Origin of the sequence: Streptomyces sp. RP5T (assembly GCF_003933965.1) — a bacterium.
In the GTDB taxonomy this organism is placed as follows: Bacteria; Actinomycetota; Actinomycetes; order Streptomycetales; family Streptomycetaceae; genus Streptomyces.
The window spans coordinates 1-12,224 of sequence record NZ_RSAJ01000242.1; the positions used below are offsets into that span (position 1 = coordinate 1).

Genomic DNA, 12,224 nt, shown 5'->3' on the forward strand with positions numbered 1-12,224 from the left:
GGGGCGAAGGTGCAGGCCGGGGACGGGCTGACGCTGGTGGACCGCAGCATGGCGGTGTTGCGGCGGCCCGTGTAGGGGACGTGGGGACGGGACCGTGCCGTCGTGCCGTGGGTGGCGGGCGGCGACGTCGGGACGGAGCCGTCGCGTCGCGACGCAACGGCCTCGTCGCGACGGTACGGTCCCGTCCGCACCCTCGTCGTCACGACGGGACGGGATCGTCCCGACGTCCCCGCCCCCCCGTGCACTTGGAGCACCCGATGACACGAAAGGCCGCAGGGCGGGTACGTAGCTCTGCATGACACCTGAGCGACCCGACCCGTCGGCTCCGACGGCCACGTACCGGCTGCAACTGCAGCCCGACTTCCCCTTCGCGGCCGCGGCGCAGGCCGTGCCGTATCTGGCCTCGCTGGGCGTCTCGCATCTGCACCTGTCCCCCGTCCTGGAGTCGGTCCCCGGTTCGCGGCACGGGTACGACGTCGTGGACCACGCGCGCGTGCGCGGGGAACTGGGCGGTGAGGAGGGGCTGCGGGCGCTGTCGCGCACCGCGCGCGAGCACGGGCTCGGACTCGTGGCGGACATCGTGCCGAACCACATGGCGATGGACCCGCGCCACAACCGCGCCCTGTGGGAGGTCCTGCGGGAGGGCCCGAAGTCGCCGTACGCGCGGTGGTTCGACATCGACTGGGAGGCGCAGGGCGGCCAGGTGCTGCTGCCGGTACTGGGAGGCCCGGTCGGCGCGGAACTCGGCAACCTCAGGGTGGACGGCGAGGTGCTGCGCTACTACGACCACGTGTTCCCGATCCGCGAGGGCACCGGGGACCTGCCCCTGCCGCAGCTCCTGGACGCCCAGTGGTACCGGCCGGTGTGGTGGCGGCTGGCCCGTACCGAGCTCAACTACCGGCGCTTCTTCAGCATCTCCGAGCTGATCGGGGTGCGGGTCGAGGATCCGGAGGTGTTCGAGGCCACCCACGCCAAGATCCTCCAGCTGTTGCACGAGGGGGTGGTGGACGGGCTGCGGGTCGACCATCCCGACGGCCTCGCCGACCCCGACACGTACCTCCAGCGGCTGCACGAGGCGACCGGCGGGCGCTGGACGGTCGTGGAGAAGATCCTCGCCGACGGCGAGCAGCTCCCGGCGGCCTGGCCCGTGGCCGGCACCACGGGATACGACGCCCTGCGGCACATCGACGGCCTGTTCACGGACCCGGCCGGGTTCGGGGAACTCCTCGGACACTACCGGCGGTTCGCGGCCCCGCAGACCGACCGCGGCGGCGACTGGGCCGCGACGGCCCGCCGGGCGGCGTACAAGGTGCTCACGCACGAGCTGGCCGCCGAGACGGACCGGCTGACCCGGGTGGCGACGCGCGTGTGTGCCACGTCCCCGGAGCCCGCGCTGCGCGACCGCGCGCCCTGGGCGCTGCGCACCGCGCTCCAGGAACTGCTGGTGCGCATGGAGGTCTACCGGCCCTACGGCTCCTCGGACGCCGCGTCGGTCGTCACGGAGGAGGCCGCGGCCGAGGCCCGGCTCGCCTTCGTGGTCCCCGAGGAGGCGGGCGCCGTCGACGTCGTACGGGATCTGGTGCTGGGGCGGGTCGGTGACGGGCCGGACCATGTGGAGTTCCGCACGCGGTTCGCGCAGACGGCGTCGGCGCTGCGGGCCAAGTCCGTGGAGGACACGGCGTTCTACCGGTACGTGCCGCTGCTGTCGGCGACGGAGGTGGGCGGGAACCCCGGGAGGCCGGCCGTCTCGCCCGGGGAGTTCCACGCCTACTGCACTCGCGTGCAGCGCGACTGGCCGCTGACGGGAACGGTGGTGTCGACGCACGACACCAAGCGCAGTGCCGATGTGCGCGCGGCCCTGGCGGTGCTCACCGAGTGCCCCGAGTGGTGGGCGGACACGCTGGCCGAGGTGACCCGTACCGGCGACGGAGCGCCGGACGCACAGCTGGCGTGGGCAGCCTGGCAGACGGTGTTCGGGCTCGGTCCCGCGGCCCCGGAGCGGGTGCGGGAGGCGCTGCTGAAGCATGTGCGCGAGGCGGGCCTGTACACGAGCTGGACGGAGCAGGAGCCGGCGTACGAGGAGGCGGTGGCGGAGTTCGTGGGGTCCGGGCCGTGCGGGCCGCCGGGCGAGCGGGTGGCCGCGTTGCGCGCTCGCCTCGACCCGCACATCCGGGCCAACGAGCTGGGCACGGCCCTGGTGCAGCTGACGATGCCCGGGGTGCCCGACGTGTACCAGGGCACGGAGGGCCGGTATCTGGCGCTGGTCGACCCGGACAACCGGCGGCCGGTGCAATTTCCGCCGGAGGACGCCGGCGACAAGGGCGCGCTCACGGCCGCCGCGCTGCGGCTGCGCCGTCGCCGGCCGGAGGTCTTCGGGGACGCGGCGACGTACGGGCCGCTCGCGGCGGAGGGGCCCTCGGCGGGGCATTGCGTGGCGTTCACGCGCTCGGACGAGGTGGTCACCGCGGTGACCCGGCTGTCGCTGCGGCTGGCGGAGGCGGGCGGCTGGGGGGAGACGGTGCTGCCGCTGCCGCCGGGCGTGTGGCGCGACGTGCTGGTGCCGGAGCGGGAGTTCTCCGGGTACGCGCGCGTGGCGGAGCTTCTGGGCGAGTCGCCGGTGGCGATGCTGGAGCGGGTCGCCGCGGAGTGACCACCCCTGGTGACGCCCGGGTCGCCACCAGGCACGCGGACACCCCTGCCGGCACCGACGGCCCCACCGGTTGCCCGGTTGCCGGTGAATGCCTCCGGGCGCCCCCAGGAGGCTCCCCACGGTCTGCTTGACAGCTCAACCGGACCGTGGGGTACTGCGGATGGCGAGGCCGGTCGGACGGGTCGGGGGTGAGTCTGCTGCCGGAGCTGCGCTACCCCACGGTGACCGAACTGGTCCGGTCCGCACGGGCGTTGGTCGCACTGCGGCCCGGCGTCTGCCGGCTGAGGCAGGTGGGTGTCTCGCGCGCGGGCAGACCCCTGTACGTGCTGTCGGTCGGCCGCGCCGAAAGAGCCGTCCTGGTGGTCGCGGGCGCCCATTCCAACGAGCAGGCCGGCGGCCCCGCCGCGCTGGCGGTGGCCCGACGGGTGCTGGCCGAGCCGGAGTTGCGGGCGGACACGTCCTGGCACTTCCTGCTGTGCGCGGATCCCGACGGGGCGAGCCTGCACGTCACCCCGGCGCCGCGGAGTCTCCTCGACTACCACCTCGGCTTCTTCCGGCCGGCCGGGGCGGAGCAGCCGGAGTGGGCACCCGCGATGCTGCCGCCGGACCGGCTGCCGCCCGAGACCCGGGCCCTGACCGGGCTGATCGACGAGCTGCGGCCCTATGTTCAGGTGACCCTGCACGGCACCGATCTGGGCGGCAGCTGGGTGCAGCTGACGAAGGACGTGCCGGGGATCGCCGAGCCGTTCGCCAAGTCGGCGGCGGAGCTGCACATTCCGGTGGAGACGGGGGCCTCGGACGCGGCGGGCTGGCCGGCGGCCGGGCCCGGGGTGCATGTGATGCCGGCGCCGGGTGCCGGGGCGGCGTACCCGAGCATGCCGGACGACGCGCGGCGCAGCACCTGGTACCACGCGCACCGGTACGGCGGACTGACGGCGGTGGTCGAGGTGCCGATGTGGGCGAGCGACCTGGTGGACGATCCGGCCCCGCATCCGGCGCCGGCGGCGGCCATGCGGTGGCTGGCGGGGCGGCTGCTGTGCCAGTCGCGGGCGGTGGACCGGGTGCTGGCGGACGCGCTGCCGCGCCTCGCGGGCGCCGAGGGGCCGCTGCTGCGGGCGGCCACCTGGGGGCGGGGGCTGGTGCCGGGGCTGGCCGCCGACTGGGTCCGGACCCGGCCCGCGGACGACACGCGGGCGTACATCGGCAGTGTGGACGCGTTCTCCCGCCGGCTGCCGCTGCGGGCCGCGGCCATGCTGCTGCGGGTGCTGCGGGAGGCCGACGACCGCGCGGCCCCGCGTCTCGAACGGCTCGTCAACGCGTGGAGCGTTTCCTTCGCGGAACGTTTCGGGGCCCGCTGGGTGCCGTTGGAGCACCAGGTCGAGCACCAGGCCCGCACGGTCGTGGCGGTGGCGCTGCACGCGCGTGAGCGGGCGCGGTGAGGCGGTCCCGCCCACGCGCGCGGGGTGTCAGCCGTCCAGGGCGAAGACCGCCCCGGTCCGCGCTCCCATCACGCAGCCGTTCGAGAAGGTCTGCCGGTACTCGACCGGCCGGCCGTTCCACTGTCCACTGGCCCGGACGGTGACCGGCGCGTAGAGCATCGGGCAGTAGACGTCCGCGGGTGCGAGGGCGCCGATGTCGCCGCCGACGGAGTCCAGTTGCGCGCAGGCCTCGGCGGCGCGGGCGTGGCCCTGGGGCGGGTCGCACAGCAGGAGGGTGCCGCGGGTGTCGCTGGAGCGGCCGTCGCCCGTGGTGACCATGAGGTAGAGGTGGTCGCCACCGGCCGGGGACCCGGCCGTGGCGGGGGCCGCGGCGGCCAGGAGGAGGGCGGCCGCCGTCAGAACCAGGTGTGCCGCTCGCCGTGGCGCTGTCGCTGAGCTCGTGTGCGTCATTCCCGATGCATCGGCACGGCGGCCTCGGATCCCCAGCCCGGCTCACCCGAACGGGAGCGCGCGGGCGCGTCCCGCGCGGCGAGTTCGAAGGCGGCGAGCACGACCCGGGACTGGTACTCGATCTGGCGCGGGACCGGGATCCAGCGTGCCCCGCAGCCGTCGCGGTAGTCGGCGCACCACAGGTCGATGAGCCGGTCCAGTTCCGGCAGCGCGCCGAGCGGGTCGGTGCCCGCGCGGGTCACGAGCTGGTGCAGCAGGCCGGCCGTGCGCAGGGCGAGGCGCCGTCCCGCGATGCGCAGCGCGGCCAGGTGCCCGGTGCTGAGCGGGGGCAGCGGACGGCCGCCGTCGGTGACGTCGGGGTCCCAGGCGTCGGCGAGTCCGGGGCAGACCAGTAAATAGTCCTCGACCGGGGCGAGCAGGCGGGCCGCGTCGGGGGCGGCCGAGACATGCGGGCGGATCCGCGCCAGGACGTCCTTGAGGAGCAGCGCGTCGCGGCGCAGCGTGTGGCTGACGGTGCGCAGCACGGCGTCCGCGTCGGCGGGGGTGCCGCCGTCCTCCACGCCGGCCACGCCCCACATGGGCGACTCGACGACGGCGGTCACGGTGCCGTACCGGTGCGGGTGGTACCAGGTCGACTCGACGGCGGCCTCGGTGATGGCGGCGGCCAGGTCGCCGCGGCGGGGCGGCGGGATCCGGTAGACGGCGGGGCCCAGGCACGGCCAGTAGAGGGTGTCGTACGGGCCGAGCTCGCGCGGGATACGCAGCCGGGACGCGGTGTGGGCGACGTGCCGGGCGAGGCCGGGCAGGTCGCGGGTGAGCTCGACGAAACCGCCGCCCACGTCGACGCCGTGCAGGGAGCACTGGAGGAAGGGCCGCAGTTCGTCCTGGAGCGCGAGCAGGGTGCGGGTCTCGGGCAGCGCGGCGGCGTCCGCGCCGTCGGGCAGCCACTCCGGCTGTTCGCCGAAGCCGGGTCGGAAGAAGTTCCGGAAGTAGCGGCCGAGGGAGTACGGGCCGCGCAGCCAGCCCTCGTTGCGGCGCAGGCCGTCGGGGTCGAGGCAGAGCAGCAGGTTCCAGGTGGCGTCGGCCTCGACGGTGAGCCGGGGGTCGGCCAGGGCGCGTTCGGCGAGTCTGAGGACGGTGCCGCCGCCCACGGGTTCGTTGGCGTGCGGGCCGGCGACCACGAGGGCCTGGCGGCTGCCGTGGCCCACGGAGAGCAGCCACAGGGGGTTGCCCGCGCGGGAGGTGCCGGCGCGGCGCAGCCGGGCGTCCGCGGGATGGCGGGCGACGAGCGCTGCGGCCCGCGCGCCGAGCTCGTCGACGGTCGGGTAGCGGAGGAGGGGCGGCAGGGCACACCTCCACAATGTGGTGCCGTCGGTTCACCTGATGTGCATGGTGTACGCACAGTCAGTCACGACTTGGGGGGTACGTCAACACCGCGCGAGGGACCAGGTCGAGGGCCGCGACGGCACGTAAAGCCCAGGCCAGAGGTGAGGTCGGGCTCAGTTGACCGCGAGCCGGAAGGCCATCCGCCCGAACCCGACCTGATCGCCCTCGCGGACGACGGCAGCGCCGATGACCCGCCGGCCGTTGACCGTGGTGCCGTTCGTGGATCCGAGGTCGCGCAGGACCCACATGCCGCCCTGACGGGTGAGTTCGGCGTGCACGCGGGAGACCGTCTCGTGGGTCAGCCTGAGGCCGTTCGCCGGATCGCGGCCGATGCGCAGCGCGTGGCCGCTGCCGGGGTGCGGCAGCAGCAGCTTGGGCAGGCGCTCGGCCTGCCACGCCCTGCGCAGCCGCACGGTGAAGCCGGAGACGGCCTCGACGGTGCCGAACACCAGACGGGAGACGCGGCTCTCCTGGGGCAGGTCCGCGGTGAGCGCGGCGAGTTCGTCGGACCGGCGCGCGACGAGGGCCAGTTCCATGCGGCGCACGAAGGTGTCGTGCGACAGGCGGCCCATGGCGACGCCGTCACGGAGCACCTTCAGCACCTTGTCGCGCTCCGCGTCGGAGAGCCGCGCGGGGTACGTGTTGAACTCGAAGGACGACGTCACGTTGGTGATTGTCGGGCAGTGAACCCCGGGTGTCCAGAAAACGAGACAACGGCCGCCACACGCGCGCAGGCGACGACACCTGCCGCAAAGCGGAGGATTCTTAGGCGGATTGATCTCGTTTGAAGCACGATGGACGGGCTACATCACGGTGAACAGACGAAGGGGAACCGTCCGTGCAGTTCGAGGTGTGGGCACCGCAGGCCGGCCGTGTGACGCTCCATTGCGAGGGCGCCACGCACGCGTTGGAGCGTGATCCGGAGCGCTCGGGATGGTGGTGGGGCGAGGCGGAGGCCGAGGACGGCACCCGGTACGGCTTCGCGCTGGACGACGGCCCCGTGCTGCCCGACCCGCGCTCGCGCCGTCAGCCGGACGGCCCGGACGGACTCAGCGCGGTCGTCGAGCACGAGCGGTACGCCTGGCGTGCGCGGTGGGCGGGCCGTCCGCTGCCGGGCGCGGTCCTCTACGAGCTGCACGTGGGCACCTACACACCCGAGGGCACCCTGGACGCGGCCGCCGCCCGGCTGGACCACCTCGTCGAACTCGGTATCACCCACGTCGAGTTGATGCCGCTGTGCCCGTTCCCCGGACGGCACGGCTGGGGCTACGAGGGCGTCTCCCTGTGGGCGGTCCACGAGCCCTACGGCGGCCCCGAGGCCCTGAAGCGTTTCGTCGACCGGGCGCACGAGGCGGGCCTCGGGGTCGTCCTGGACGTGGTGCACAACCACCTCGGTCCCTCGGGCAACTATCTGCCCGCGTTCGGGCCGTACTTCACGGACACGCACCACACGCCCTGGGGCTCCGCGGTCAATCTGGACGCCCCCGGCTCCGACGAGGTGCGCGCGTACCTGCTGGGCAGCGCGCTCTCCTGGCTGCGGGACTACCGGATCGACGGACTGCGCCTGGACGCCGTGCACGCGCTCGCCGACACGCGCGCGTGCCACTTCCTGGAGGAGCTGTCGACCGCGGTCGACGCTCTCTCCGGCGAGCTGGGGCGGCCGTTGTTCCTCATCGCCGAGTCCGACCTCAACGACCCACGGCTCATCACGCCCCGCGCCCAGGGCGGTCTCGGGCTGCACGCCCAGTGGAACGACGACTTCCACCACGCCCTGCACACCGCGCTGACCGGCGAGTCGCAGGGCTACTACGCCGACTTCGCGCGGGCACCCCTGGCCTCGCTCGCCAAGACCCTCACCGGCGGCTACTTCCACGACGGCACCTACTCCAGCTTCCGCGGCCGCAGCCACGGGCGCCCGCTGGACCGTACGCGCGCGGCGGGGCACCGGCTGCTCGGCTACTCCCAGACCCACGACCAGGTCGGCAACCGCGCCCAGGGGGACCGGCTGGCGGCGTCCCTCTCCCCCGGTCTGGCGGCCTGTGCGGCGGCGCTCGTGCTGACCGCGCCCTTCACCCCGATGCTGTTCATGGGCGAGGAGTGGGCGGCGAGCACGCCCTGGCAGTTCTTCACCGACCACACCGATCCCGAGCTCGCCGAGGCCGTACGCCGGGGCAGGCGGCGGGAGTTCGCGGAGCACGGCTGGGCCGAGGAGGACGTGCCCGACCCGCAGGACCCGGCGACCCGCGACCGCTCCTGCCTCGACTGGTCCGAGCCCGAACGCGAGCCCCACGCGCGTGTGCTCGCCTGGTACCGCCGGCTCCTCGCGCTGCGGCACGAGCAGCCGGATCTCACCGACCCCGACCTCGCCGACACCAAGGTGGCCTACGACCCGGACCAGCGCTGGCTCGCCTTCCGGCGCGGGGACGTCCGGGTGGCGGTGAACCTCGCGAAGTCACCGGCGGCCATTCCCCTGGGCCCCCGCGAGGCGCGTGTCCTGGCGGCCTGGGAGCCGGTGGACGCGCCGGGCCCGGACGGAGTGCTGCACGTGCCCGGGGAGTCGTGCGTGGTGCTGCTGCAGGGGTGACGTCCCGAGCAGCCGCGGCGGAGCGGAACGGACCCGGCGGCGCCGTCCGGGGCCGGTTGTGGCAGTGGCGTCGTCGCGGGGCGGCCGTGCCGCCTCCGTAGGCGCGGGCATGGGGACGGCGCGGCGCACGCGTGCGCGTACGGCCCGTCCGGGCGTCGCGCGGCGGACGCCACTGCCGCAACCGCCCCTCAAGGCTCCGCGTCGTCCGTCTCCGCGTCCCGCAGCTCGGTGACGCGTTCCAGCAGGATCGCCTCCCAGGCCCGGCGCAGCCGCACGCGCAGCAGGGGCAGGGGCTCGGCGGCACGTCCGTTCAGGCCCGCGGCGAGGCGGATCACGGTGTCGCAGCGGGCGAGCCACAGTCCGCGAAGACAGGGACGGGCACCGTAGCCGGCGAGGGTGGCGGCGCGGACGGCGGCGGGCGAGCCGACGGCGAGCGCGAGGCCCGCGATGTCCTCGGCGGGGTCGCCGACGACCGCGTCGGTCCAGTCGAGGACACCGCGGACCCGGCCGTCGGCGCTGATCACGAGGTGTTCACCGGTCAGGGCGTGGTGCACGAGGACCGCGCCGCCGGGCTGTGCGGCGAGCTGGACCGCGGCGGGCGAGGTGAGCTGCTGGAGCCGGGCCGGGTCGAACTCGTCGGCCGCGCGGAGGACTTCCGCGGCCCGGGAGGCCTCCCGGCGCAGCGCCTCCAGGGAACGCGGGGCCAGGCGGGGCACGCCGAGCGCCTCGGCCTGCCGTACCGGCACCTCGCGCAGCCCGGTGAGCAGTCCGGCCAGGTCGGCCTCGCCGACGGCGGACACGTCGTGCTCCTCCGCCGAGCCGCCGGGCACCTTGGTGTCGAGGGTGTAGGCCAGCCCGGGCGCCCACTCGCCCTGCGCCACGCCGGTCGGCACCGCGACCGGGACATGCGGGCGGACCAGGTCGCGCAGCCGCAGTTCCCGTCGTCTTCGGACGGATGCCTCGCGGTCGGCGGCGAGGCGCAGGACATGGCGGGTGCCGACCCACCAGGTGGTGTGCCCGCCCTCGGCGGCGGGCCGTACCTCGGGCCCGCCCGTGTCGGAGGTGCCGTCCTTGAGCAGGGAACGGACCAGCTCGCGGACCGTGTCCGCGGTGGGTGTCGGTGCCTGGGTCATGGTCGCGCCGTAGTCGCTCGGGGGTGGAGGGGCTCCTTGGTGGGTCGGTCAGTCCACTATGACCATCTCGCGGGTGGTGTCGTTGAGCCTGCGGCCGCCGTCCTCGGTGACCGTGACGATGTCCTCGATGCGTACCCCGAAACGGCCTGGCAGATAGACGCCGGGCTCCACCGAGAAGCACATGCCGGGCACCAGGGGCTGTTCCTCGCCCTCGATCATGTACGGCGGTTCGTGCGTGGTGACGCCGATGCCGTGCCCGGTGCGGTGGATGAAGTACTCGCCGTACCCGGCGTCGGCGATGACCGCGCGGGCGGCCCGGTCGACGTCCTGGCAGGGCACCCCGGGCCGTACCGCTGCGAAGCCCGCCTCCTGGGCCGCGCGGACGAGGTCGTGCACCCGGCGTTCCTCGTCGGTGGGCTCGCCGACGTGGACCGTGCGGGAGGTGTCGGAGCCGTAGCCGTCCTTGAGGCCGCCGAAGTCCAGGACGACCATGTCGCCGCGTTCGATGACCCGGTCCCCCACCTCGTGGTGCGGGTTGGCCCCGTTGGGTCCCGAGGCGACGATGGTGAAGTCGACCTGGGAGTGGCCGAAGCGGCGCAGCAGTCCGGCGAGGTCGGCGGCCACCTCCGACTCCCTGCGGCCGCCGAAGGGCACCTTGCGGATCTCCTCGAACGTCGCGTCGGCCGCCGCGCCCGCGGCCGCCAGCAGTTCCAGTTCCGCCGCGTCCTTGACGGCGCGCAGCATCGGCAGGGCCTCGGTGAGGGAGGCGTACGACGTGCCGGGCAGGGCCTTCTGGAGACCCAGCAGGTGCATGGCCCAGGCGTTGTCACTGATGCCGAACCGGCCGCCGGCGTCCAGGAGGGCGGCGGTGGCGGCGTAGGGGTCCTTGCCGTCGGTCCAGTCCCGCAGGGTCAGGGCGCTCGCGCCGGCGGCCTTGGCGGCGTCCGGGGCCTCCAGGGTGGGCACGACGAGGACGGGGGCCTGTCCGGGGGCGAGGACCAGCAGGGTGAGCCGTTCGGTGGCGGCGGTGGGCGCGTAGCCGGTGAGCCACACCAGGTCGGGGCCGGGAGCCACGAGGAGTCCGGCGAGCCCGGCCTCGGCGGCCGACCGGGCCGCGCGCTCCATGCGGGCCCTGAAGTCGTCGGCGGCGAAGGGCGCTGCGGTGCCGGTCATCCGGGCCTCCCTGGGCGGGTGATGGTCGTTGGGCAGCATCCTGCCCGGACGGCGGGGGCCGCGCGAGCCGGTCGGCACGTCTTTCGCACGGACCGGTCGGGTAACCGGGCCTGCGTCAGCCCTCCAGAGCCATGCGGACGCCGAGGAGCAGCAGGACGCCCCCGGAGGCCTGCTCCAGCCGTCGGCGCACGCCCACGCGGGACAGCACGGTGCGCAGCCGGCCGACGAACCACACGTAGAGGCCGTAGTAGCCGACCTCGTAGACCGCCCACAGCGCGGCCAGGCCGACCATGGTGGGCAGGTGGGGGGCGCCCTCGGGAACGAACTGCGGCAGGAAGGACAGGGCGAAGACCGCCGCCTTGGGATTGGCGAGGTTGAGCAGCAGTCCCGCGCGGTAGGCCGCCCAGCCGGTCGTTCCGGTGCTCTCCCCGCCACCGCCGCCGGCGTCCGCCCCGGTGCGGCGCGCCTGCCGCAGCGCCTGGACGCCGAAGGCGACGAGCACGGCGGCACCGACGATCCGCATCACGCCGTAGGCGATCTCCGAGGCCGTCACCAGCGCGGTCAGGCCGAGTGCGGCGACGACGCCCCAGACGAACACGCCGGTCTCGTTGCCGAGGACGGTCAGCAGGCCGGAGCGTCTGCCGTGCAGGGACTGCTTGATGATCAGCACGGTGCTCGGCCCGGGTGACGCGGCGATGAGGGTGCAGGCCCCCAGGAAGGCGATGAGCGTGGCCGGCATGGGCTCATCGTGGCGTCGGCGGCCGGATCCGGACCAGTGGTTTTCCGCCCCGGGCTGAGGGAGCGGCTGCTCGGACACCGCGCTGGACGACGAGGGGGACGCCGGGCCGCAGGGCGACGGCTCACGTGACGACCCCCGGTACGGCGGTCAGCTGCTGATGGCCACCGCCGCGGTGGCGGACCGTCAGCACGACCTCGTGGCCGACTCGGGCCTTCGCGACGGCGCGCGCGAGGTCCTCGGCCCCGTCGACGCGGGTCCGGCCGAGGGCGAGCACCACGTCGCCGCGGACCAGGCCCGCCGCGTAGCCCGGGCCGGGGACGTGGACGCCGACCACCAGCGCGCCCGTCTTCTCGCCGTCCACGGCCTCCAGGCCGAGGGTCGCCACAGCGGGCGCCGGTGGGACGGGGGTCGTCGGCGGAGCGTTCGACCCGGCGGGGCCGGGGTGCCGCGCGCCCGGGGACCCGCTCTGGTGAGGTCCCGCGTGTCGTCGCAGTTCGGCCAGTTTGCTCATGCCGATCACCGTGGCGCCGACCGTCCCGAGGCCCACCCCCGACAGCACCAGGACGGCCGCTGCGAGCAGGCCGGCCAGCAGGGTCGTGAGCCGGCGTCCGCGCCGGCGCGCGGCGTGCGGGCGCCGGACCGGCCCGGCTTTCCCGCCCCCGCCCCCAGC

11 protein-coding genes are annotated in these 12,224 nt (G+C 74.9%); 3 read left to right on the forward strand and 8 right to left on the reverse strand.

What is annotated here, in order from left to right; translation table 11 throughout:
* Positions 1 to 203: hypothetical protein (locus tag EHS43_RS47090; protein ID WP_221740754.1), on the reverse strand; the 203-nt coding region annotated here is incomplete at its 3' end.
* 92 nt (positions 204 to 295) lie between these two features.
* Here EHS43_RS47090 and treY point away from each other — a divergent pair.
* Both treY and EHS43_RS23885 read left to right on the forward strand, forming a co-directional pair.
* On the forward strand, positions 296 to 2,650 hold the full coding sequence (treY, locus tag EHS43_RS23880; protein ID WP_125192819.1) for a malto-oligosyltrehalose synthase: 2,355 nt from the start codon (positions 296 to 298) through the stop codon (positions 2,648 to 2,650).
* A gap of 188 nt (positions 2,651 to 2,838) precedes the next feature.
* On the forward strand, positions 2,839 to 4,089 hold the full coding sequence (locus EHS43_RS23885) for a M14 family zinc carboxypeptidase (protein ID WP_125192820.1): 1,251 nt from the start codon (positions 2,839 to 2,841) through the stop codon (positions 4,087 to 4,089).
* A gap of 27 nt (positions 4,090 to 4,116) precedes the next feature.
* Here EHS43_RS23885 and EHS43_RS23890 read toward each other — a convergent pair whose 3' ends face one another.
* The 3 genes from EHS43_RS23890 to EHS43_RS23900 all read right to left on the reverse strand — a co-directional run bounded on the left by EHS43_RS23890 (position 4,117) and on the right by EHS43_RS23900 (position 6,590).
* Positions 4,117 to 4,539 (reverse strand): SSI family serine proteinase inhibitor, encoded by a 423-nt coding sequence (locus EHS43_RS23890; RefSeq protein WP_125192821.1) that lies wholly within the window; start codon positions 4,537 to 4,539, stop codon positions 4,117 to 4,119.
* Positions 4,536 to 5,900, reverse strand: coding sequence for a M14 family zinc carboxypeptidase (locus EHS43_RS23895; RefSeq protein ID WP_125192822.1), 1,365 nt, complete (start codon positions 5,898 to 5,900; stop codon positions 4,536 to 4,538). Before EHS43_RS23895 ends, EHS43_RS23890 begins: the two co-directional genes overlap by 4 nt.
* A 138-nt stretch (positions 5,901 to 6,038) precedes the next feature.
* Complete coding sequence (locus EHS43_RS23900; RefSeq protein WP_125192823.1) at positions 6,039 to 6,590, reverse strand: DUF1707 and FHA domain-containing protein; 552 nt, start codon at positions 6,588 to 6,590, stop codon at positions 6,039 to 6,041.
* Between the two features lie 173 nt (positions 6,591 to 6,763).
* Between EHS43_RS23900 and treZ the strand changes: the two genes are divergently transcribed.
* Positions 6,764 to 8,509 (forward strand): malto-oligosyltrehalose trehalohydrolase, encoded by a 1,746-nt coding sequence (gene treZ, locus EHS43_RS23905; RefSeq protein WP_125192824.1) that lies wholly within the window; start codon positions 6,764 to 6,766, stop codon positions 8,507 to 8,509.
* Positions 8,510 to 8,697: 188 nt separating this feature from the next.
* Here the strand turns inward: treZ and EHS43_RS23910 are convergent, their stop codons facing one another.
* The 4 genes from EHS43_RS23910 to EHS43_RS23925 form a co-directional block, all read right to left on the reverse strand.
* Positions 8,698 to 9,642, reverse strand: a complete 945-nt coding sequence (locus EHS43_RS23910; RefSeq protein WP_125192825.1) for an aminoglycoside phosphotransferase family protein — start codon at positions 9,640 to 9,642, stop codon at positions 8,698 to 8,700.
* 48 nt (positions 9,643 to 9,690) lie between these two features.
* Entirely contained in the window at positions 9,691 to 10,815 is a 1,125-nt protein-coding gene (locus EHS43_RS23915) for an aminopeptidase P family protein (RefSeq protein ID WP_125192826.1), read from the reverse strand.
* 115 nt (positions 10,816 to 10,930) lie between these two features.
* Positions 10,931 to 11,554 carry a LysE family translocator gene (locus EHS43_RS23920; RefSeq protein ID WP_125192827.1) on the reverse strand — a complete coding sequence of 208 codons (624 nt, stop codon included), beginning with the start codon at positions 11,552 to 11,554 and terminating at the stop codon, positions 10,931 to 10,933.
* Positions 11,555 to 11,675: 121 nt separating this feature from the next.
* Positions 11,676 to 12,224: PDZ domain-containing protein (locus EHS43_RS23925; RefSeq protein ID WP_148104084.1), on the reverse strand; the 549-nt coding region annotated here is incomplete at its 5' end.

Bases quoted from the DNA above. Each gene is read 5' to 3' on its own strand.
- EHS43_RS23915 (WP_125192826.1), bottom strand. From the start codon at position 10,815: ATGACCGGCACCGCAGCGCCCTTCGCCGCCGACGACTTCAGGGCCCGC.
- treY (WP_125192819.1), top strand. From the start codon at position 296: ATGACACCTGAGCGACCCGACCCGTCGGCTCCGACGGCCACGTACCGG.
- EHS43_RS23890 (WP_125192821.1), bottom strand. From the start codon at position 4,539: ATGACGCACACGAGCTCAGCGACAGCGCCACGGCGAGCGGCACACCTG.
- EHS43_RS23910 (WP_125192825.1), bottom strand. From the start codon at position 9,642: ATGACCCAGGCACCGACACCCACCGCGGACACGGTCCGCGAGCTGGTC.
- EHS43_RS23920 (WP_125192827.1), bottom strand. From the start codon at position 11,554: ATGCCGGCCACGCTCATCGCCTTCCTGGGGGCCTGCACCCTCATCGCC.